The 20,383-nt window shown below is 59.8% G+C and carries 17 protein-coding genes; all 17 read left to right on the top strand.

All coding sequences use genetic code 11. From position 1 onward, the window contains the following. Positions 1 to 11: 11 nt before the first annotated feature. The 17 genes from flgG (at position 12) to fliS (LJY18_RS10380) (ending at position 20,358) form a co-directional block, all read left to right on the top strand. A complete protein-coding gene (gene flgG / locus LJY18_RS10460; protein WP_079201391.1) occupies positions 12 to 797 on the top strand; it encodes a flagellar basal-body rod protein FlgG in 786 nt (261 codons plus the stop codon). A gap of 61 nt (positions 798 to 858) precedes the next feature. Then, the gene (flgH, locus tag LJY18_RS10455; protein WP_238041730.1) at positions 859 to 1,554 is read left to right on the top strand and encodes a flagellar basal body L-ring protein FlgH; all 696 of its coding nucleotides are present in this window, start codon (positions 859 to 861) and stop codon (positions 1,552 to 1,554) included. 17 nt (positions 1,555 to 1,571) lie between these two features. Beyond that, complete coding sequence (locus LJY18_RS10450) at positions 1,572 to 2,669, top strand: flagellar basal body P-ring protein FlgI (RefSeq protein WP_238041874.1); 1,098 nt, start codon at positions 1,572 to 1,574, stop codon at positions 2,667 to 2,669. A gap of 10 nt (positions 2,670 to 2,679) precedes the next feature. Then, a complete protein-coding gene (gene flgJ, locus LJY18_RS10445) occupies positions 2,680 to 3,861 on the top strand; it encodes a flagellar assembly peptidoglycan hydrolase FlgJ (RefSeq protein WP_238041729.1) in 1,182 nt (393 codons plus the stop codon). Between the two features lie 8 nt (positions 3,862 to 3,869). Next, a complete protein-coding gene (gene flgK / locus LJY18_RS10440; RefSeq protein WP_238041728.1) occupies positions 3,870 to 5,888 on the top strand; it encodes a flagellar hook-associated protein FlgK in 2,019 nt (672 codons plus the stop codon). Between the two features lie 113 nt (positions 5,889 to 6,001). After that, on the top strand, positions 6,002 to 7,240 hold the full coding sequence (gene flgL, locus LJY18_RS10435; RefSeq protein ID WP_238041727.1) for a flagellar hook-associated protein FlgL: 1,239 nt from the start codon (positions 6,002 to 6,004) through the stop codon (positions 7,238 to 7,240). A 167-nt stretch (positions 7,241 to 7,407) separates the two neighbouring features. After that, positions 7,408 to 8,514: a methyltransferase domain-containing protein gene (locus LJY18_RS10430; RefSeq protein WP_238041726.1), complete on the top strand. Its 1,107-nt coding sequence runs from the start codon at positions 7,408 to 7,410 to the stop codon at positions 8,512 to 8,514. Positions 8,515 to 8,605: 91 nt separating this feature from the next. After that, the gene (locus LJY18_RS10425; protein WP_238041725.1) at positions 8,606 to 9,295 is read left to right on the top strand and encodes a class I SAM-dependent methyltransferase; all 690 of its coding nucleotides are present in this window, start codon (positions 8,606 to 8,608) and stop codon (positions 9,293 to 9,295) included. Then, positions 9,292 to 10,488, top strand: a complete 1,197-nt coding sequence (locus LJY18_RS10420) for a DegT/DnrJ/EryC1/StrS family aminotransferase (protein ID WP_238041724.1) — start codon at positions 9,292 to 9,294, stop codon at positions 10,486 to 10,488. Before LJY18_RS10425 ends, LJY18_RS10420 begins: the two co-directional genes overlap by 4 nt. Beyond that, positions 10,485 to 11,684 (top strand): DegT/DnrJ/EryC1/StrS family aminotransferase, encoded by a 1,200-nt coding sequence (locus LJY18_RS10415; protein ID WP_238041723.1) that lies wholly within the window; start codon positions 10,485 to 10,487, stop codon positions 11,682 to 11,684. Before LJY18_RS10420 ends, LJY18_RS10415 begins: the two co-directional genes overlap by 4 nt. Then, positions 11,681 to 12,400: a WbqC family protein gene (locus LJY18_RS10410; RefSeq protein WP_238041722.1), complete on the top strand. Its 720-nt coding sequence runs from the start codon at positions 11,681 to 11,683 to the stop codon at positions 12,398 to 12,400. The genes LJY18_RS10415 and LJY18_RS10410 overlap by 4 nt, the downstream gene beginning before the upstream one ends. Before the next feature lie 57 nt (positions 12,401 to 12,457). Beyond that, a complete protein-coding gene (locus LJY18_RS10405) occupies positions 12,458 to 16,102 on the top strand; it encodes a glycosyltransferase (RefSeq protein ID WP_238041721.1) in 3,645 nt (1,214 codons plus the stop codon). A gap of 194 nt (positions 16,103 to 16,296) precedes the next feature. After that, entirely contained in the window at positions 16,297 to 17,475 is a 1,179-nt protein-coding gene (locus LJY18_RS10400; RefSeq protein ID WP_238041720.1) for a flagellin, read from the top strand. Positions 17,476 to 17,555: 80 nt separating this feature from the next. Continuing rightward, on the top strand, positions 17,556 to 17,927 hold the full coding sequence (locus tag LJY18_RS10395) for a flagellar protein FlaG (protein ID WP_238041873.1): 372 nt from the start codon (positions 17,556 to 17,558) through the stop codon (positions 17,925 to 17,927). Between the two features lie 82 nt (positions 17,928 to 18,009). After that, positions 18,010 to 19,431, top strand: coding sequence for a flagellar filament capping protein FliD (gene fliD / locus LJY18_RS10390; protein ID WP_238041719.1), 1,422 nt, complete (start codon positions 18,010 to 18,012; stop codon positions 19,429 to 19,431). A 3-nt stretch (positions 19,432 to 19,434) separates the two neighbouring features. After that, positions 19,435 to 19,821, top strand: a complete 387-nt coding sequence (gene fliS / locus LJY18_RS10385) for a flagellar export chaperone FliS (RefSeq protein ID WP_238041718.1) — start codon at positions 19,435 to 19,437, stop codon at positions 19,819 to 19,821. Between the two features lie 156 nt (positions 19,822 to 19,977). Further along, entirely contained in the window at positions 19,978 to 20,358 is a 381-nt protein-coding gene (gene fliS, locus LJY18_RS10380) for a flagellar export chaperone FliS (protein WP_238041717.1), read from the top strand. The last annotated feature ends 25 nt before the right edge of the window (positions 20,359 to 20,383 follow it).

Below are 20,383 nucleotides of genomic sequence, written 5' to 3'. Positions count from 1 at the left end.
GGAGAATCGATATGCTTCCGGCACTGTGGGTCAGCAAGACCGGTCTGTCCGCTCAGGACATGAACCTGACCACCATTTCCAACAACCTGGCCAACGTCTCGACCACGGGTTTCAAGCGCGATCGTGCCGAGTTCGAAGATCTGCTGTATCAGATCCGCCGCCAGCCAGGTGGCCAGTCCAGCCAGGACAGCCAGCTGCCGTCCGGTTTGCAACTGGGTACCGGTGTGCGCGTAGTCGGCACGCAGAAGATCTTCACTGCCGGCAGCTTGCAAACCACCGAGCAGCCCCTGGACATGGCGGTCAATGGTCGCGGTTTCTTCCAGGTGTTGATGCCCGATGGCACAGTGTCCTATACCCGTGATGGCAGCTTTCATTTGAATTCGGATGGCCAGGTCGTTACCTCCAACGGGTATGCCCTGGAGCCGGCGATCGTCCTGCCCAACGAAGTGCGCACCTTCACCGTTGGCGAAGACGGTACGGTTTCGGTGACCACCGACGGCAGTCCGCAGCCGCAGATCGTCGGCAATTTGCAGACCGCCGACTTCATCAATCCGGCGGGCCTGGAAGCGATCGGCAACAACCTGTTCCTGGAAACGGCCGCCAGCGGTGCACCGCAGGTCGGCACGCCGGGCCTCAACGGCCTGGGCACCACCCTGCAGAACACCCTGGAAAACTCCAACGTCAGCGTGGTCGAGGAGTTGGTGAACATGATCACCACCCAGCGCGCCTACGAGATGAACTCGAAAGTCATCTCCACCGCCGATCAGATGCTGGCCTTCGTTTCGCAGAATCTTTAACCCTTGATGCTGGGCGTCAGCCCGGCCCTGGCTCGATATAAAACGCGGTGAGGTAGTGGTTATGAACCGGCTGGTAATAGTGCTCTCGATGCTGGGTCTTGCGCTTCTGGGTGGCTGCGTCTCGCCGCCAGCGAAGCCCAACGACCCGTATTACGCGCCGGTCCTGCCACGCACGCCGTTACCGGCGGAGCAGAACAATGGTTCGATTTATCAGGCCGGCTTCGAGAACAACCTGTTCGGTGACCGCAAGGCCTATCGCGTCGGCGACATCATCACCATCACCCTCAACGAGCGTACCCAGGCCAGCAAGAATGCCGGCTCGCAGATCCAGAAGGACAGCAGCGCCGACATCGGCCTGACCTCGCTGTTCGGGGGCGCGGTATCGGCGGCCAATCCATTTTCCGACAATAAATTGTCGCTCGGTGCCGAGTACAACGCTAGCCGCGACACCCAGGGCAGCAGCAAGGCGGCCCAGAGCAACAGCCTGAGTGGTTCGATCACGGTAACCGTGGCCGAGGTGCTGCCTAACGGCATTCTGGCCGTACGTGGTGAGAAGTGGATGACCCTCAACACGGGCGATGAATTGGTGCGCATTGCCGGCCTGGTTCGCGCCGACGACATTTCCACGGATAACACGGTGGCCTCGACCCGCATCGCCGACGCCCGCATCACTTATTCAGGCACCGGCTCCTTCGCCGAAGCCAGTCAGCCGGGTTGGCTCGATCGGTTTTTCATCAGCCCGCTGTGGCCGTTTTGAGGCTGGAAACCATGACCATGTCGAAGTGGATGACTCTCCTGGCCGCCTTGCTGCTGACGTCTGTCGCGCAAGCTGAGCGGCTCAAGGACCTGGCCAGCATCCAGGGCGTGCGCAGTAACCAGCTGATCGGTTACGGCCTGGTGGTCGGCCTCAATGGCAGCGGCGACCAGACCACCCAGACGCCGTTCACCGTGCAGACCTTCAACAACATGATGGCGCAGTTCGGCATCAAGGTACCGCAAGGTGGCAACGTCCAATTGAAGAACGTCGCGGCGGTGTCCATCCATGCCGACTTGCCCGCGTTCGCCAGGCCGGGGCAGACCATCGACATCACCGTTTCCTCTATCGGCAACGCCAAGAGCCTGCGCGGCGGCAGCTTGTTGATGGCGCCGCTCAAGGGTATCGACGGTAATGTCTACGCCATTGCCCAGGGCAATTTGGTTGTCGGCGGGTTCGATGCCGAAGGCGGCGACGGTTCGCGGATTACCGTCAATGTACCCTCGGCGGGGCGTATACCTGGTGGCGCATCGGTCGAGCGCTCGGTGCCCAGCGGTTTCAATCAGGGCAATACCCTGACGCTCAACCTCAATCGCCCGGACTACACCACCGCAAAGAATATCGTCGACCAGATTAACGACCTGCTTGGCCCCGGTGTCGCCCAGGCGCTCGACGGCGGTTCGATCCGCGTCAGTGCGCCACTCGATCCGAATCAGCGCGTCGATTACCTGTCGATCCTGGAAAATCTCGAAGTGGAAGTCGGCCAGGCAGTGGCCAAGATCATCATCAATTCACGCACCGGCACCATCGTCATTGGCCAGAACGTGCGCGTGCAGCCGGCCGCCGTAACCCACGGCAGCCTTACGGTAACCATTACCGAAGACCCTATCGTCAGTCAGCCGGAAGCCTTATCCGGCGGGCAGACCGCAGTAGTGCCACGCTCGCGGGTCGGTGCCCAGCAGGAAGCCAAGCCGATGTTCAAGTTTGGTCCCGGAACCACTCTGGATGAAATTGTCCGGGCGGTTAACCAGGTGGGCGCATCGCCCTCCGACCTGATGGCCATCCTGGAGGCGCTCAAGCAAGCCGGCGCCTTGCAGGCTGACCTGATTGTCATTTGAGGTATAGGTTATGGATTCTCGACTCTCGGCCGGCTTGCTCGGCAGCGTCAACACCAACAGCCCGCTGGACAGCGGCGCCTTCACCGACCTGAACCGGCTCAACCAGTTCAAGCTCGGTGGCGACAGCGAAAAGAACATTCGCAAGGTGGCGCAAGAGTTCGAATCGCTGTTTCTCAATGAAATGCTCAAAGCCATGCGGTCGGCCAACGAAGTGTTCGCCGAAGGCAATTTCATGAACAGCAACGAGAGCAAGACCTATCAGGACATGCACGACCAGCAATTGTCGGTGACCCTGTCGAATAACCAGAATGGTATCGGCCTGGCCGACGTGATGGTGCGGCAGATGTCGCAGCTCAAGGACGCCGGCAGTCGGCCCAATCCTTTCGCCCAGGTCGATCAGCCGGTGCCGAGCGCGCCGAGCAAGCCACTGGCCAGGGTCGACAGCAGCCGCGACGATTCATCTTTGCTCAACCAGCGGCGTCTGTCGTTGCCGGGCAGGCTGAGCGACCGGATGATGGCGGGCATCGTGCCAACGACCGGCGTGGCGGATACACAGCCGTTGGCGCAGAACGACTGGATTGCGGCCAAGGCGTTTGCCGCTCCCGCCGACAAGGCCCTGAGCCTGAATGGCGCAGATGCCATCAGCGGACGTCGTCTGGCACAGACCGCTCAAGCGCCGGGCAAGACAGCCTTCGCGTCGAAGGACGAGTTCATCGCGGCCATGCTGCCGATGGCCGAGCAGGCCGCCGAGAAGATCGGTGTCGATGCGCGCTATCTGGTGGCCCAGGCCGCTCTGGAAACCGGTTGGGGCAAGTCGATCATTCGTCAGCAGGACGGCAGCAGCAGCCACAACCTGTTCGGTATCAAGAGCCACAACAGCTGGGATGGCGAGTCGGCACGGGTGCTGACCACCGAATACAAGGGCGGCAAGGCTGTCAAAGAGGCGGCATCCTTCCGTTCCTATGACTCTTATGCCCACAGCTTTGATGATTATGTGAGCTTTTTGCAGAGCAACGGCCGCTACGAGAAAGCCCTCGATGCCACGCAGAACCCTGAGCAATTCGCCCGCGAGCTGCAAAAGGCCGGTTACGCCACCGACCCGCAGTACGCCCGCAAGGTGGCGCAGATCGCCCGGCAGATGTCGACCTACCAAACGATCGCGTCCAGCGGCACAGCGCTGACCCAGGGGTGAATTGAGCCATGGCTGACTTACTGAGTATTGGCCTGTCCGGGTTGTCGGCGAACAAGACGTCGCTGGCAGTCACCGGCCATAACATCACCAACGTCAACACCCCCGGGTTTTCTCGCCAGGATGCGGTGCAGGCCACGCGTAACCCGCAGTTCAGCGGCGCCGGCTATATAGGCTCGGGCACCACCCTGGTCGATATCCGTCGTACCTACAGTGAATTTCTGACCACGCAGGTGCGCAGCAGTACCGCCCTCAGTTCCGATGTCGAGGCATATAGAAGCCAGATCGAACAGCTCGACTCGCTGTTGGCCGGCACCACCACCGGCATCACGCCCTCGCTGCAGAAGTTCTTCTCTTCCCTGCAGACGGCCGCCGAAGACCCGTCCAATATCCCGGCGCGGCAACTGGTGCTGTCCGAGGCGGAAGGTCTGGCCAGGCGCTTCAATACGGTGTCCGACCGGATTACCGAGCAGAACAGCTTTATCAACAAACAGATGGTGGCCGTCAGCGACCAGGTCAATCGTCTGGCCAGTTCGATCGCCGGCTACAACGATGCCATCGCCAAGGCTGCCGCCAACGGCCAGCAACCCAACGACTTGCTCGATGTGCGCGAGGAGGCAATCCGCCAGCTGTCCACCTATGTGGGCGTGACCGTGGTGGCGCAGGATGACAGTTCGCTCAACCTGTTCGTTGGTTCCGGTCAGCCGCTGGTGGTGGGCAGCACCACCAGCCGCCTGGAAGTCGGGCCTGGGCAGGGCGACCCGACACGTTTCGAGGTGAACTTCGTCAGCGGCGGCTCGAGCCAGGGCATAACCTCCCTGATCACCGGCGGCGAACTGGGCGGGCTGATCCGCTACCGCGCAGAATCCTTGGACCCGACCCTCAACTCACTGGGGCGACTGGCCCTGGCGGTCAGCGATCAAGTCAACACCCAGCTCGGCCAGGGCCTGGACCTGAAAGGCCAGGTGGGCACGGCGCTGTTCGGCGATTACAACGATACGGCGCTGGCCCAGCTGCGGGTGCGGGCATTTTCGAGCAATACCAGCAACGTCCAGCCGGCGCTGAATATCACCGATACCAGTGTGCTCACCACCAGCGACTACCGCCTGGAGTTCGACGGCAGCAACTACAGCGCCCGGCGCTTGAGCGATGGGGCGGCGATGACGATCAGCCCCAGCTCGCCTGGCAGCTATCCGGCGACCCTGACGTTCACCGATGCGGCCGGCCGCGATCAGGGCTTCGAGCTGGCCATCGATTCTGCCCCGGCGGCAGATGACACGTTCTTGCTGCAACCGACCCGGCGGGGCGCTACGACTATAAGCGCTGTGCTGGATCAGCCTGATCAGTTGGCGTTCGCCGCGCCAGTGCGTTCCGAAGCTGACTTGCAGAACCGCGGTAATGGCTCGATTTCTCAACCTGATTTGATTGCGGCGGGTAGTAGCCCCATAGACGCTTCCGCTATCGCCGCGGCCTTGCCGATGGGGTTCATTTATAACGGCGCCGGCACTTTTGAAAACCCGCCAGGCACTCCGGTAACCGGCTTGACCCGAGTGCCTGCTGGCGCTTTTGTCACTGGGCAGTCGAATAGCTATGAGTTGGATCTGGGAGGGGGCAACGTTGTCAGTTTCGCTATCAGCGGTCGTCCAGAAAGTGGCGACACCTTCACCTTGGGATTCAACAGCAACGGCGTATCGGACAACCGCAACGCCCTGAAATTGGTAGACCTGCAGAACAAGCAGACCGTAGGCGTGGATCCGTCAGTGGGTATCAGTACCGGCGTCAGCTTCACCGACGGCTATGGCGATCTGGTCGAGCGAGTCGGCACCCTGACCGCCCAGACCCGGCAGGACAGCGAGGCGACCGGCGCCATCCTCAAGCAGGCAACCAACAACCGCGACTCGCTGTCTGCGGTCAACCTCGACGAAGAGGCCGCCAACCTGATCAAATTCGAGCAGTACTACAACGCATCGGCGCAGGTCATTCAAGTTGCCCGCTCTTTGTTCGATACCCTGATCAATACCTTTAGATAAATGTGCGCCGATGTCAGGCGCGTACAGGACAATCCCCTCTCCCTCCGGGAGCGGGCTAGGGTGAAGGGCTGCTAGCGGCGGCCAGACTCCGGATTGCAACAAGAGGCTCAAGCATGCGCATCTCCACCATCCAGGCGTTCAACAACGGAGTCGCCGGCATCCAGCGCAACTACGCCAGTGCCACCCGCACCCAGGAGCAGATCAGCACCGGCAACCGCATCCTCACCCCGGCGGACGACCCGGTGGCCTCGGTGCGCCTGCTGCAACTGGAGCAGCAGCAGAATGTGCTGACCCAGTACAAGGACAACCTCACCGCCGCGAACAACAGCCTGACCCAGGAAGAAGTCACCCTCAACTCGGTCAACACCATTCTCCAGCGTGTGCGCGAGCTGGCTGTGCAGGCAGGCAATGGAGCGCTGAGCCAGCCGGATCGTCAGTCCATTGCAGCGGAGCTGGGGGCGCGCGAGGAGGAACTGTTCGGCCTGATGAATACTCGCAATGCCCGCGGCGAATATTTGTTCGCCGGTTTTCAGGGCAAGACCCAGCCCTTCGTGCGCCAGGGCGATGGCAGCTACAGCTATGAGGGCGACGAAGGCCAGCGCAAGCTGCAGGTGGCCAGCTCGCTGGATCTGGCGATCAGCGACAGCGGCAAGAAAATCTTCCAGAACGTCACCAATGCCGGGCGCCTGGATGCGGCGCTCGACGCCTCACTGGCCCCCGGTTCCACTCTCCGCGTGTCGGCACCGCTGGTTCAGGACGAAGTGGCCTTTACCGGCAACCCTGCGTTTCCTGTTACGGGTGTTGAAATCCGCTTCGATCCGACAGATCCGAAGCGCTACGACGTCTATGACATTCCTGCCGCCGCTGTGCTCGCCAGCGGGCGTATGGATGCTGACGATGAAACCAGTGACCAGCTGGTGTTTCGCGGGGTGAGCGTGCAGTTCGACGGGGTGCCCGTGGGCGGCGAAAGCATCGACATCACCGCTGATCCCGCGCGGCAAACACAGGGCATCCTCGACACCATTTCTCAGCTGCGCACCAGTCTGGAAAACCCTGCAACTGGCTTGCAGGTGCGCGATGCGGTGGCGGTGGCCCTGACCAACCTCGATCACGGCATGAGCACCGTCGACAGTGTGCGCGGCGAAATCGGCGCACGCCTGAACATCATCGACTCGACCCAGACCGATAATGAAGACGTTTCGCTGGTCAACAAGTCCGTGCAGGCCGACCTGCGCGAGCTGGACTACGCCGAAGCCCTGTCGCGGTTGTCCTTCCAGACCATCGTTCTGGAGGCGTCGCAGCAAAGCTATGTGAAGATCGCCGGACTCAGTCTGTTCAACAAGTTGCGCTGATTAGCCACGGGTGGCTGCTGTACTGGCCAGGAACATGCTTTTTCCATCATTTCCTTCCATCTCGCCTGTGCCCATTCTCGAACGCTCTGCCGGCCTGTCGCCGGGGTTCTTGCGGGACAGGTTTCAGTTAGGCCTTTGGCCGAATCAGTCACGTTTTCCGTCGTGGCTTGGCTATTTTAGTCGAGCCTCGCGAGAACCAGTGCATGAGGTTATTCATGGGATCCGATTTGCAAACGTTGAAAGCGCAGGCTTACCAGGCCTTCGGTGACGGTGATTTTGCGTCCGCATTGCATCTGCTCGAGCAGGTCAAGCAGTCTGCGGGATTGCATGCCGAACTGGCCAACGATTTGGCTGTGGTGCAATACCGTCTGGGCGATGCGCAGACTGCATTGAAGCTTTTTCGCGAGGCCTTGGCGATGCAGGGCGAGAGCCAGCATCTGGTGGCCAATAATCTGCTCGAAATTCTCGAGGAGCAGCATGCACTGATCAGCCAGTTGGCGCCATCGACGGCCACACCGGATTGCGTTTCGGCACCGCAAGCGATTGCGCAGCCCGCTTACAACTGCCCGGTGTGCAAACAGGCTGAGGTGAGTTTCGTGGCGATCCCCGAATTCTACCGGGAAAACGCACGCCGCTACGGCTTCGTACATTACGGCCAAGGCGAGATGACCGCCCACGACACCTATACCTGCAAACGCTGCGGCGCCTCTGATCGCGAGCGACTGTATGTGTACTGGATGGAGCAAGAGATAGCCGCTGGTCGACTGTGCAAGGGTGCCCAGGTTATGCATTTTGCACCGGAACAGGCGATGTCCCGTGTTATCCGCGCTAGCCAATTCTTTGATTACGCCACTGCCGATCTATCGATGCCTGGTGTGGACCATCAGGTTGACCTGATGGACACCCCCTTCGGCGATGGCGCATTCGATTTCTTTATCTGCAGCCATGTGCTCGAGCACGTGGCTGACGACGGCACGGCGATTCGCGAGTTGCGCCGGATCACCCGTGACGGCGGCTGCGGCATTTTAATGGCTCCGATCATCGTCGGGATCGAACACACCCTTGAAGACCCCAGCGTTACTGACGAGGCCGGGCGCTGGCGCCTGTATGGACAGAACGATCACGTGCGGCTGTATGCCCACGATGACTATGTGCGCAAAATCGAGGACAACGGTTTCGGCGTCGACCAATACGGAATCGACTACTTCGGTTCTGAAGTGTATGCAGCAATGGGCCTGAAGCCGAGCAGCATTCTCTATATCGCGCGTGCATAACGGCATGGCAGGATCGGTGGCCTGGTCTGTTGGCAGACGGTCACCCGAAGTCGGTGATCAACTTAATTGCAGCAGGTAGGGGCTAACTCCCGTGGAATCAGATTTCAAGGAATATCCGAAAACCCTGGCTCCCGACGACTTCTGGGGGCAGATCAAGCGGTCGGTCAATGGCCAGCCAGTTTCGGAAGAGCAGATTCAATTGATTGTCGCGACCATAAAAGGTGCGTTGGCCTTCCAGCCCGGCGACCGTCTGCTGGATCTGGCCTGCGGCAATGGCGCGTTGTCGCGCTACTTCTTCGACGACTGCGCCGAAGTCTATGGCGTGGATTATTCCGAGGTGCTGATCGAGGTGGCCAAGCGTTATTTCGAACAGCTGCCGCTGCGTCGTTTGGATCTGGCCGACGTCGGCGAGTACATTGTCGCCGAGACCGACCCGGCGCGCTTCACCAAGGTGCTGTGCTACGGCAGCTTCCCGTATTTTCCCGAGGCCACTGCGCGTCTGGTATTGACCACGCTGCGCCGCGATTACAGCAAGGTCGAGCGGGTGTTTATCGGCAATCTGCCGGACCTCGAACGGCATCAGGATTTTTACACCGATGGCCGCGACCACAGCGCCGAACTCAAGCACCACGATTCGAAAATCGGCATCTGGCGCAGCGCCGAGGAGTTCTGCCAGCTGGCCGCCGATTGCGGCTGGCAGGCGCATATCCAGCGCATGCCCAAGGGCTTCTACACGGCGCACTACCGCTATGACGCTCTGCTCGAACGCGCGCGCCCATGAGTACCAAATCCAGTTGCGATGAGCTGGCGCTGTTTGGCGGCCAGCCGCTGTTCGACCTGCCGCGCTCGACGTCGAGCCTGGTTCAGCCGGATTTCGAACGTTTCCTGGAGTACTCGCGCACCTTCTACGAGGCGCATCAGTTCACCAACAACGGGCCGCTGGTGCAGCAGTTGGAGCGGCGCTTGGCCGAGTTTCACCAGACCAGCCACTGCGTAACCTTTTGCAGCGGCTTCTGGGCGTTGGTGTTGGCGATCAAATGCCTGGCCCTGCCGGGGCGGCGGGAAATCGTCATGCCCTCGCTGACATACAGGCGCATGGCCGATGTGGCGGCCTGGGCCGACCTGGTGCCGCGCTTCTGCGAGGTCGATCTGCAGACCCTGTCGCTGAGCGCCGACACCGTACGCCCGCATTTGAACGAGCAGACCGCGCTGATCCTCGGTGTGCACCCGATCATGAATTGCTGCGATGCACTCGGGCTGGAAGCGCTGGCCGAGGAAAGCGGCATTCCGCTGTTTATCGACGCCGTCGAGTCGGTCCATGAAACCTGTGCCGGGCGTAAAGTCGGCAGCTTCGGTCGGGCCGAGTGCTTCTCCCTGCATGCGAGCAAGCTGCTCAACGGTTTCGAGGGCGGCTATATCACCACCAACGACGCCGAGCTGGCGGCCAAACTGGTGCGCATGCGCGGCTTCGGTTTCTACACCCCGGACAACGTCCAGGAACTGGGCATGAACGCCAAGCTCAACGAGGTACACGCGGCCATGGCCCTGGCCGGCTTGGATGGGTTGGACGCTCAGGTGGCACGCAATCGCGAGCGCTACCTGGCTTATCGACGGGAGCTGACGGGGCTGCCGGGTTTGCGCCTGGTCGAGTTCGACGAAAGCGAGCGGAGCGGCTTCAAGAACATCCTGATCGAACTGCTCGACGATTGGTCGCTGCCCAGGGCGCAGACCCTGAGCCTGCTCAACGCCGAAGGCATTCTCGCCCGCGCCTATTATTCGCCGGCGCTGCACCAGAAACCCACCGATTACCCGACCATCGGCGGCTCGCTGCCGGTGACCGAGCGGCTCGCCGAACGCTTTGTGCTGCTGCCCTGCGGCCATTTCGTCGATGAACAGGACGTCCACGCCATCGTCGCCATGCTGGGCTTTGTCCATGCCCATGCCGCCGAACTGCGCCAGAGGGTTGCCGTATGAGCGCCGTCGAACTCGCCATCCTCGGCGCCACACCGGCGTTCGAGCAGCCGCTGCCGGTCGGTCAACTGTATTTCCCCGAATGGTCCGCCTACGAGCAGGCCATGCGCGGCATCTTCGAGCGCCAGTACTACACCAACCAAGGGCCGTTGACCCAACAACTGGAGCAGGTACTGCAAGAGCGCCTGGGCGTGCGTCACGCCATTTGCGTCACCAATGCCACCATCGGCCTGCTGATGGCCGCCGATGCCCTGGGTCTGCGCGGCAAGGTGATCACCCCGGCGTTCTCCTTTATCGCCACCTCGCAGTCGCTGACCTGGGCAGGACTGGAGCCGCTGTTCTGCGACGTCGACCCCTTGACTCATCAGCTCGACCCGGTCCTGGTGGAAGCGTTGCTGGAAGACAACGACGTCAGCGCCATATTGGCGGTCAACCTGTGGGGCGATGTCTGCGCCCAGGACCAGTTGCGTGAGCTCGCCGATAGGCGCGGCGTGCCGCTGTATTACGACTCGGCCCATGCCTTTGGTTGCGCGGTGCAGGGCAGGGCGGTCGGCAACTTCGGCGCCCTCGAAGTGTTTTCCTTCCACGCCACCAAGGTGTTGAGCGCCGCCGAAGGCGGTTGCGTGTGTACCAACGACGACGAACTGGCCGCACGCCTGCGCAATATCCGCAGCAGTTACGGTGCCGGGCACCCGGTGCATGTCAGTCGCACCGCCAACGGCCGTATGTCCGAGGCGCAGGCGGCCATTGCTTTGCTCAGCCTGAATAGTTTCGCCCAGACCCTCGAACGCAACCGGGGCATTTTCGCCGCCTACCGCGACGCCTTGGCCGGCTTGCCGGGCTTGCGTCTGATCGAACCGCAGGCGGTGAGCACGACCAATTACCAATATGTGGTCTGCGAAATCGACGCGGAACGCTTCGGCCTCAGCCGTGATGAGCTGCAGGCGGTGCTGCGTGCGGAAAACGTGCTGGCGCGGCGTTATTTCTACCCCGGCATTCACCGCTGCACGCCCTATGACGAGCTGTATCCTGAAGCAGCCGAACGCCTGCCGGTGACCGAGGCGCTGTGCGCCAAGGTGCTGCAGCTGCCGATCGGCCAACCGGTAGATGTGGCCGGCGCGCGGCGCATCGGCCAAATCATCCGCGCCGCCCAGGAGCAGGCCGCCAGCGTTCGCCACAGCCTGGGAGGGCGGGCGTGAAGCTGGGCATTATGCAACCGTACTTTTTCCCGTACCTCGGGCATTTCGCGTTGATCGCCCATACCGAGCGCTGGGTGGTGTTCGATGTCAGCCAGTACACGCCCAAGTCCTGGATGAGCCGCAACCGCGTGCTGCATCCGCAGGTCGGCTGGAACTACGTCAACGTGCCCTTGGCCAATTCTTCCATCGCTATCACTACCCGCGAAGCCCGCGTGCAGGATCTGCCCAAGACCCGCGCCAATGTGCTCGGCAAACTGACTCACTATCGGCGCAAGGCGCCGTTCTACGAGCAGGTGGTGCAGTTGGTGAACCGCACTTTCGACGCTGTGGCTAGCGATTCGCTGGTCGAACTCAACGTGCAAGGGTTGGTGGCGGTCTGTGCCTATCTCGAGTTGCCGTTCGACTATGCGATCTGCTCGGAACTGAACCTGGACCTGCAGCATATCGACAGCCCCGGCGGCTGGGCACCGGCAATCAGCCGACAGCTGGACGCCAGCTTCTACCTGAACCCGCCTGGTGGCCGTGACCTGTTCGAGCCGCAGGATTTCGCCCGTCACGGCATCCGGCTCGGCTTTCTGCAATTCGACGAGTTCCGCTACGACGCCCAGCCCTATACCTGCGAGCCGGGTCTTTCCGTCCTCGATGTGCTGATGTGGAACAGTCCACAGGCGGTGCGTCATGTTCTGGCCAGTCATTCCCATATTCTCGAACCCTGAAATGAAGCGCGAGTGGCGCAAACGCCACTCGCCTCCATTCACTGAGGAAAGCACAACGTGAGCAAGAGTCCCCTCGTCAGCATCGTGATTCCCACCTTTAAGCCGCGGCACTTCGAGGCGGCGCTGCTCAGTGCGCTCGCCCAGAGCTACCAGCCGCTGGAAATCCTGATCAGCGACGATTGCCCGGACGATGGCATTCAGCAGATCGTCGAGCGTCACCGCAGGCACAGCCGCCACCCGATTCGCGTCATTCGCAACCAGCCGGGCCTTGGCGGGCTGATGAACTACACCCAGTGCGTGGTCGAGGCCAAGGGCGAGTTTGTCAAGTTCCTCAATGACGATGACATCCTGTTGAATGACTGCGTCGAGCGCATGGTGGAAGTCTTGAGCGCCAATCCAGAGGTCAGCCTAGTGACCTCGCGGCGCCTGTTGATCGACGAATCCGGCTTGCCGCTAGCGGATGTCCCTGCGACCTGCTGCCCGTTCGATCAGGATGGCATCCTGCACGGTGGCGATCTGATCGCCTACCTCGCCGACTCACCGATGAACTTCATCGGCGAGCCGAGCACCGTGATGTTCCGCCGTGCGCATCTGGCCGAGATCAAGCCGAACGTATGTTGCCTTGACGGCCAGACGGTGCGCGCCATCAACGACCTGGCGATGTATGTGAATGTGCTGCGGCATGGCCATCTAGCCTATCTGTGCGAACCGCTTTCCTGCTTCCGTAAGCATGCCGAGCAGCGTCAACAACAGGGCGATATGCTGCCGCTGTGGCAGAAGGGTGTGCAGGTATTCGCCGGGCAAATCCGGGTCATGGGGCTGTATGCGCCGCGTCCAAACGAGCAGGTACGTTGTCACCCGCTGGTTGCTGGCGCCGAGGAGTGGCACGACTTCCCCTTGCGTCGGCGCCTAGCCGAGGCGGCCGAGCGCGCAGAGAAACCTGAGGCAGTTGCCGCCCTACTGCCCGGGCTTGGGGCATTCCCGCCATTGCGGGACGCCGGCGGTGAGATGATTCAAGAGGAACGGGAGGGCTTCCGGCCATGGCTGGATACGCGCGTGCCAACAGCGGTTCAGGAACACTTGATCGGCGAGTACCTGCAAGCGAATGGTGGCGCGCCGCGATTCGGCATCCTGGTGCTGGATAAGCAGGATGACGCAGGGAAGCTGCGGGCGACGCTCGACAGTTTAAGCCAGGAAAAGCAGCCTTATCTCAGGCTGCAGACTCTGCTCTTGTGCGTTGGCGAGGGCGCGCAATTCGAGCGTGCCGATGCGCACGTAGGGTGCAGGCGCGTGTCGGCCGATCGGCAGGTCACTACCATCAACCAAATGTTGGCGCAGGCGGATTGCGACTGGGTCATGATGGTCGACGCGGGGGATGAGTTCACTACAAGCGGTCTGATGATTGCGGCCTTGGAATTGATCGCTTCAGCGGGTTGCCGAGCCATCTATGGCGACGAAATGCTGCGCTTGGGCGATGGCTCGCTTGGGCCGATGTTCCGGCCGGGATTCAATCTGGATCTGCTGCTGAGTTTTCCCGCAGGCATGGCGCGTCACTGGCTGTTTCGCCGCGATGCGTTCGTCGAGTTGGGCGGTTTTGATCAGCGTTACGGCGCAGCGATGGAACTTGATCTGATTCTGCGTCTGGTCGAGTCGGGTGGCATGCAGGATCTGGGGCATGTGAGTGAACCGCTACTTATCACCCAGGCCCCGGCCCTGCTGGATAATCCAGATGAGCGTGCAAGCATTGCCCGTCATCTTGCTGTGCGCGACTATCCGCAGTCGCACGTCGGTTCCGACCTGCCGGGGCGTTATCGCATCAGCTATGGTCATCAGCAGCAACCGCTGGTCTCGATTCTGATTCCAACCAAGGATCAACTACCCATGCTCCAACGCTGTGTTGAAAGCGTGCTGGAACATACCCGCTACGAACATTACGAAATCCTGATCATCGACAACAATAGCGAGACGCCCGAGGCGCTCGAGTGGTTGGCGGGGGTCGAGGCCATGGCTGAAGAGAAGGTCAGGGTGATCCGCTATCCGCAGCCGTTCAATTTCTCGGCGATCAACAATATGGCGGCGCGAGCGGCGCGCGGTGATTATCTGGTTTTGCTTAACAATGACACCGCGGCTATTCGCAGCGACTGGCTGGATGAGATGCTCAACCATGCCCAGCGTCCGGAGGTCGGTATCGTGGGGGCGAAGTTGCTCTATCCGGATGGTCGTATCCAGCACGCGGGCGTAGTGCTTGGATTGTGTGGCCCAGCGGAACACCCCTTTATCGGTGAGCCAATGGATGCCCCGGGTTATATGCAGCGCTTGCAAGTCGACCAGAACTACAGCGCGGTGACGGCGGCGTGCCTGATGATTCGAAAATCCGTTTACCTGGACGTGGGTGGTATGGATGAAGAGCAGTTCAAGGTCTCTTATAACGATATCGATTTATGTTTAAAAACCCGCGAAGTCGGTTATTTAACGGTGTGGACGCCTCATGCCGTACTTATGCACGAGGGCGGTGTCAGTCAGACGAAGGTCGACAAACAGACCAGCGACTTCAAGCGCAAGCGCTTTGTCGCGGAGCAAGATGCCATGTATGCGAAATGGCTGCCCGCGCTGGCGAGAGATCCGGCTTATAACTCCAACTTCTCCCTGATGCAAACCGGCGGTTTCAAGCTGGCCGATAGCAAGTTGTCCTGGCGGCCGCTTGACGCCTGGCGGCCATTACCGGTGATTTTGGCGCATCCTGCCGATCTCTTTGGCTGTGGGCATTACCGGGTCATGCAACCCTTCAACGCGCAGCAAGAGGCAGGTTTGATCGATGGTGCGCTGTCTATGGGAATGCTGCAGGTCAGCGATCTGGAGCGCTTTAACCCTGACGTGGTGGTATTGCAGCGACAGATCGGTGACGAGCGGTTGGAGGCGATCCGCAGGATGAAGGCCTTCTCCCGAGCGTTCAAGGTCTATGAATTGGATGACTACCTGCCCAATTTGCCGATGAAAAATTCTAACCGCGAGCATATGCCTAAGGACATTCTCAAGTCCCTGCGCCGTGGCCTGAGTCATGTCGACAGGTTTGTAGTGTCCACCGAGACATTGGCCGAGGCCTTTGCCGGCTTGCATGAGGATATTCGGGTAATCGAAAACCGCTTGCCCGTGTCGTGGTGGCAAGGGTTGCAAGCTCGGCGCCGGACCAGTGCCCGGGCAAGAGTCGGCTGGGCGGGGGGCGCGGGCCATGCCGGTGATCTGGAGATAATCGCCGATGTGGTCAAGGAGCTTGCAGGAGAAGTCGACTGGGTGTTTTTCGGCATGTGCCCGGACAAGCTGAGGCCCTTTATCCATGAGTTTCACCCTGGAGTTCCCATCGAACAGTACCCGGCGGCATTGGCCAGATTGAACCTGGATCTGGCGCTGGCACCGGTTGAGCAGAATCTGTTCAACGAGTGCAAGAGCAATCTGCGCTTGCTGGAGTACGGGGCCTGTGGTTTTCCGGTGATCTGCAGTGATGTGCGTTGCTATCAGGGCGCGTTGCCGGTGACACGGGTCAAGAACCGCTTCAGGGATTGGCTGGACGCCATTCGCCTGCATCTGTCCGATCTGGACGCCGCCGCCCGCATGGGCGATGAATTGCGTGCTTCCGTAAACCGTGAATGGATGCTCGAAGGGCCTGGCCTGGAGGCTTGGCGCAAGGCTTGGCTGCCTGATTGAGTGGCCTGCGACCCAATTAGCGCTTGGTCTCGCGGTCGGCAGCGAAATTTTTTGAATGGTGGCCCTTAAGTTTTTCCCAGCAGGGGCGATATAGATTACGAATGCGAAGTAACTGGGTGCCTGAGCAAGGCAACGGTCCAACCTCTCGCACATCCAGGCTACCTACAAGTATCAGCCCATTGGAGGCAAACATCATGGCCCTTACAGTCAATACCAACATTGCGTCCCTGAATACCCAGCGCAACCTGAGCAGCTCCTCCAATGCGCTGGCGACTTCCCTGCAGCGTCTGTCCACCGGTTCGCGCATCAACAGTGCCAAGGACGATGCCGCCGGCCTGCAGATTGCCAACCGCCTGACCAGCCAGATCAACGGCTTGGGTGTAGCGGTACGTAACTCCAACGATGGCATCTCCCTGGCGCAGACTGCGGAAGGCGCCCTGCAGCAGTCGACCAATATTCTGCAGCGTATGCGTGACCTGTCCCTGCAGTCGGCCAACGGCTCCAACAGTGAGTCTGAGCGGACCGCTTTGAACTCCGAAGTCGGTCAGTTGAAGAAGGAACTGGACCGTATCAGTAACACCACCACCTTCGGCGGCCAGAAATTGCTCAATGGCGATTTCGGCACCAAAAACTTCCAGGTGGGTGCGGCTGCGAACGAAAGCATCAGCGTCAGCATCGACGAAATAAGTACCGATTCGCTTGACGGCACCTTCTATCAAACCACCTTCGGCGCGGCTACTGCTGCCAGTGGCGCCGGCGCCGCCGACGGCACTGTGTCGTTGACGCTCGCTTTCGAGGACGGTACCAGCGAGGTTGTGGAGGCCGAGCTGCTGAGCACCGATACGGCTACCGAAATCACCGACAAGCTGGCGGCGGCTATCAACGACGCCAACCTGGAAGTGGGTGTGCATAAAGATGCCGCCGGCGCGTATCAGGTGATCAACAAGGGCGATGCCACCGACCCGACCACCAGTGCGCTCACCACTATTACCTTTGCCGACACCGACACTACAGGTGCGACTTTCGCCACTGTAACGCCGGGGGCAGCTGTTACCACCAACTCCATTAAAGAAATCGACATCACCAATGCGGCAGGTGCGCAAGAAGCCGTGCTGGTCATCGATGATGCCCTCAAGACGATCGACGCTCAGCGTGCCGATCTGGGTGCGGTACAGAATCGCTTCGAGAACACCATTACCAACCTGCAGAACATCGGCGAAAACGTGTCGGCCGCTCGTGGCCGTATCCAGGATACCGACTTCGCCGCCGAAACCGCGAATCTGAGCAAGAACCAGATTCTGCAACAGGCTGGCACCGCGATCCTGGCCCAGGCCAACCAGTTGCCGCAGGCCGTGCTCAGCCTCCTGCAGTAATCTAAACGGCTAGTCTGCATCAGACTGCGGGGGGAAGTGCATAGCACTTCTCCCCGTTTTGCCTTGCGAGGTAAATGAAAATGGATATAGGGATAAACAGTTCTCTGTCTGCATCGCTCTCCAAAGCGACTGCTGCAGCTACGCCAGTCTCACCTGTTGCAGCGGCCGCCAAAGCGGCAGAGATTGATTCCGCGGTGTCTAAGAAAGAGCCTGAGGAAGCCACTCAGAGCCGTGAGCCGGTCGAGGATGCGGTGATTGCAATCCAAAGCTTTGTACAGAGCATACGGCGAGATTTGAATTTCAGTCTGGATGATTCAAGTGGTCGCGTAGTGGTAAAGGTAACCGATGGTGCGTCGGGCGAAGTTATTCGTCAGCTGCCATCAGAGGAAGCGTTGCGCTTGGCGGAAAGCCTGGAAGAGGTTCGTAGTCTGTTGTTCAAGGCTGAAGCTTGATCGCTGGCATGTTTCTTGAGTGCCCATTGTGATTGGGCAGGCGTAAGCGTTTAAGCGTCAACTTCATGGCGAGGTAACCAGTATGGCAGGCGTAATTGATGGCATCACAGGTGTTAATAGCGGGCTTCCCATTACCAATATGGTGACGGCGATAGTCAACGCGGAAAAGGCGCCGAAAGAGGCGCAATTGGCCCGCCTGGAGAAGTCCACTACCACCAAATTCTCGGCCCTGGGTGAGCTCAAGAGCGCGTTGAGCGCCTTTCAAACAGCCATGAAGGACTTGAACAGCGCGACCTTGTTCGAGACGCGCACGGCCGTATCGTCCAATATCAGCACCTTGACTGCCAGCGCCAGTAAAACGGCCACATCGGGTACCTACAAAATAGAAGTGCAGAGCCTGGCAACCGCCAGCAAGGTGGCCACGGCAGCTGTGGCTAGTGGTTTCTCGAGTGGCGCAAGCGATGAGACGCTTACGGTCAGGCTAGGTGCCAGTGATACGGGTACCGCTGTCACGATTGCGGCCGGGTCCGATCTGGCCAGTACCCGCGATCAGCTTAATGCCGCTCTGAAAGACCAGGGTATCAGCGCAACCATCGTCAATAACCCGTTAAATGGTGAATCGCGCTTGGTGTTTAGCGCCACTGAAACCGGGGCTGGTAAAGATGTGATAGTCGCCGGCACGGGCAACCTGTCGGCGCTGGATGTTGATGGCAGCATCGCATTGAGCGCCGGCAATGCATCCAGCGCGGGCTATATCGTGCAGGCCGCGAATGCCGAGTTTACGGTCGATGGTCTGCCCCTCAGTAGCGCGACGAATAAGGTCAGTGGTGCTATCGCTGATGTCGAGTTCGAATTACTGGCCAAGACTGAGGTTGATAAACCCATTACGTTGACGGTGGGGCAGGACAGTGCTGGCGTAAAAGCCAGCGTCAAGACCTTTGTTGATGCATATAACAAGTTGATCGCTACCAGTAACAGGTTGACCAGTGTCACCAAGGTAGGCGAGGACGGTGCACCGCTTGTTGGTGGCCTGGTAGGCGACTCCACAGTGCGGAGTTTGCTCAGTGGCGTGCGTAATGAACTGGTTAATCCTTCCGGTCAGGATGGCGTGCGAATGCTTGTCGATTTAGGGATCACTACCCAAAAAGACGGTACCCTGAAAATCGACGACACCAAGCTTGATTCGGCGCTGCAGGATAATTTCGATGCGGTAGGTGCATTTTTTACTGGCGATACCGGATTGATGAGCCGGGTGGATAAACGTATTGATGGGTTTATTCAGACTGGCGGTATTCTTGAACAGCGCATGAAAGCGCTAGAAAGTACGCGAAGCGATATCAAGACACAGACAGAAAATCTGAATAGACGCGTTGAGCAAATGCAATCACGCTTGCTTGCTCAATTCAATGCCATGGATGCATTGGTCGGGCAATTGAAGAGTACAGGTGATCAGCTGGCTCAAGTGTTTGCCAACCTCCCAGGTGTCGTAAGAAAGGATAGCTAATTCGTGAGCAAGCCAATCGATACTTACAAGAGCGTCAAGGTCAGCCAAGAAGTAACGCCTTATCAAACCGTGCAGTTGTTGCTGGATGGTGCGCTTGAGCGTATTTCCCTGGCACTGTTGGCACAGGAGCAGGGCAACCATGGCATGCGAGGTGAGGCTGTCGGTACTACTATGTCCATCATTAGCGTTCTGCAGAGCAGCTTGGATAGAGAGCTCGGCGGGGAGATAGCGCAGAGTCTGGATTCGCTTTACGACTACATGACCCGGAGGCTTGCAGGTGTGGCGCTTGATAGCACTCCACGTAGCCTCCACGAGGTGCGGGGTTTGTTGGTGCAGATCCGTGACGCCTGGGTCGCCATCGGCCCTGAGGTAGAGCCAGCCGCTTGCTGAGGGCTAAGGCACTTCGTGGGCGCTTGAAAAATTCCCTGCCAGTACCTGTTTCTCGATTTAAATCAATCAGCTGGGTTATTTGCAAGTATCCCTAAAGCTGCTGCTTGAACTGCCGATACATGAGGTATTCCCGCATTACACTGGAGTACCTTCAGCATGAACGCGATGACGGCCATGAAGCAGTATCAAAGCGTTAACACCCAGGCCCAGGCCGTGGATGCCAGTCCCCATCGTTTGATCCAGATGCTGATGGAGGGTGGTTTGACCCGTATCGCCCAGGCGCGTGGCGCCATGGAGCGGCAGCAGACGGCGATGAAGGGTGAGTTGATCGGCAAGGCCATCGGTATCGTCGGTGGCTTGCGTGCAGGCCTGGATCTGCAACAGGGTGGCGAGTTGGCGACTAACCTGGATAGCTTGTATGAGTACATGGTTTCCCGTCTGTTCGAGGCCAATGTGAAGAACGAGGCCGCGCCGCTCGATGAAGTAGCGGGGCTGCTGCGTAATGTGAAATCCGGCTGGGACGCGATCGGCCAGTGATGGTGTCTGACGCTTTAAGGAGCAC

Source organism: Pseudomonas sp. MMS21 TM103 (genome assembly GCF_022132145.1).
GTDB lineage: Bacteria > Pseudomonadota > Gammaproteobacteria > Pseudomonadales > Pseudomonadaceae > Aquipseudomonas.
This window is presented reverse-complemented; position numbering and strand designations above follow the sequence as displayed.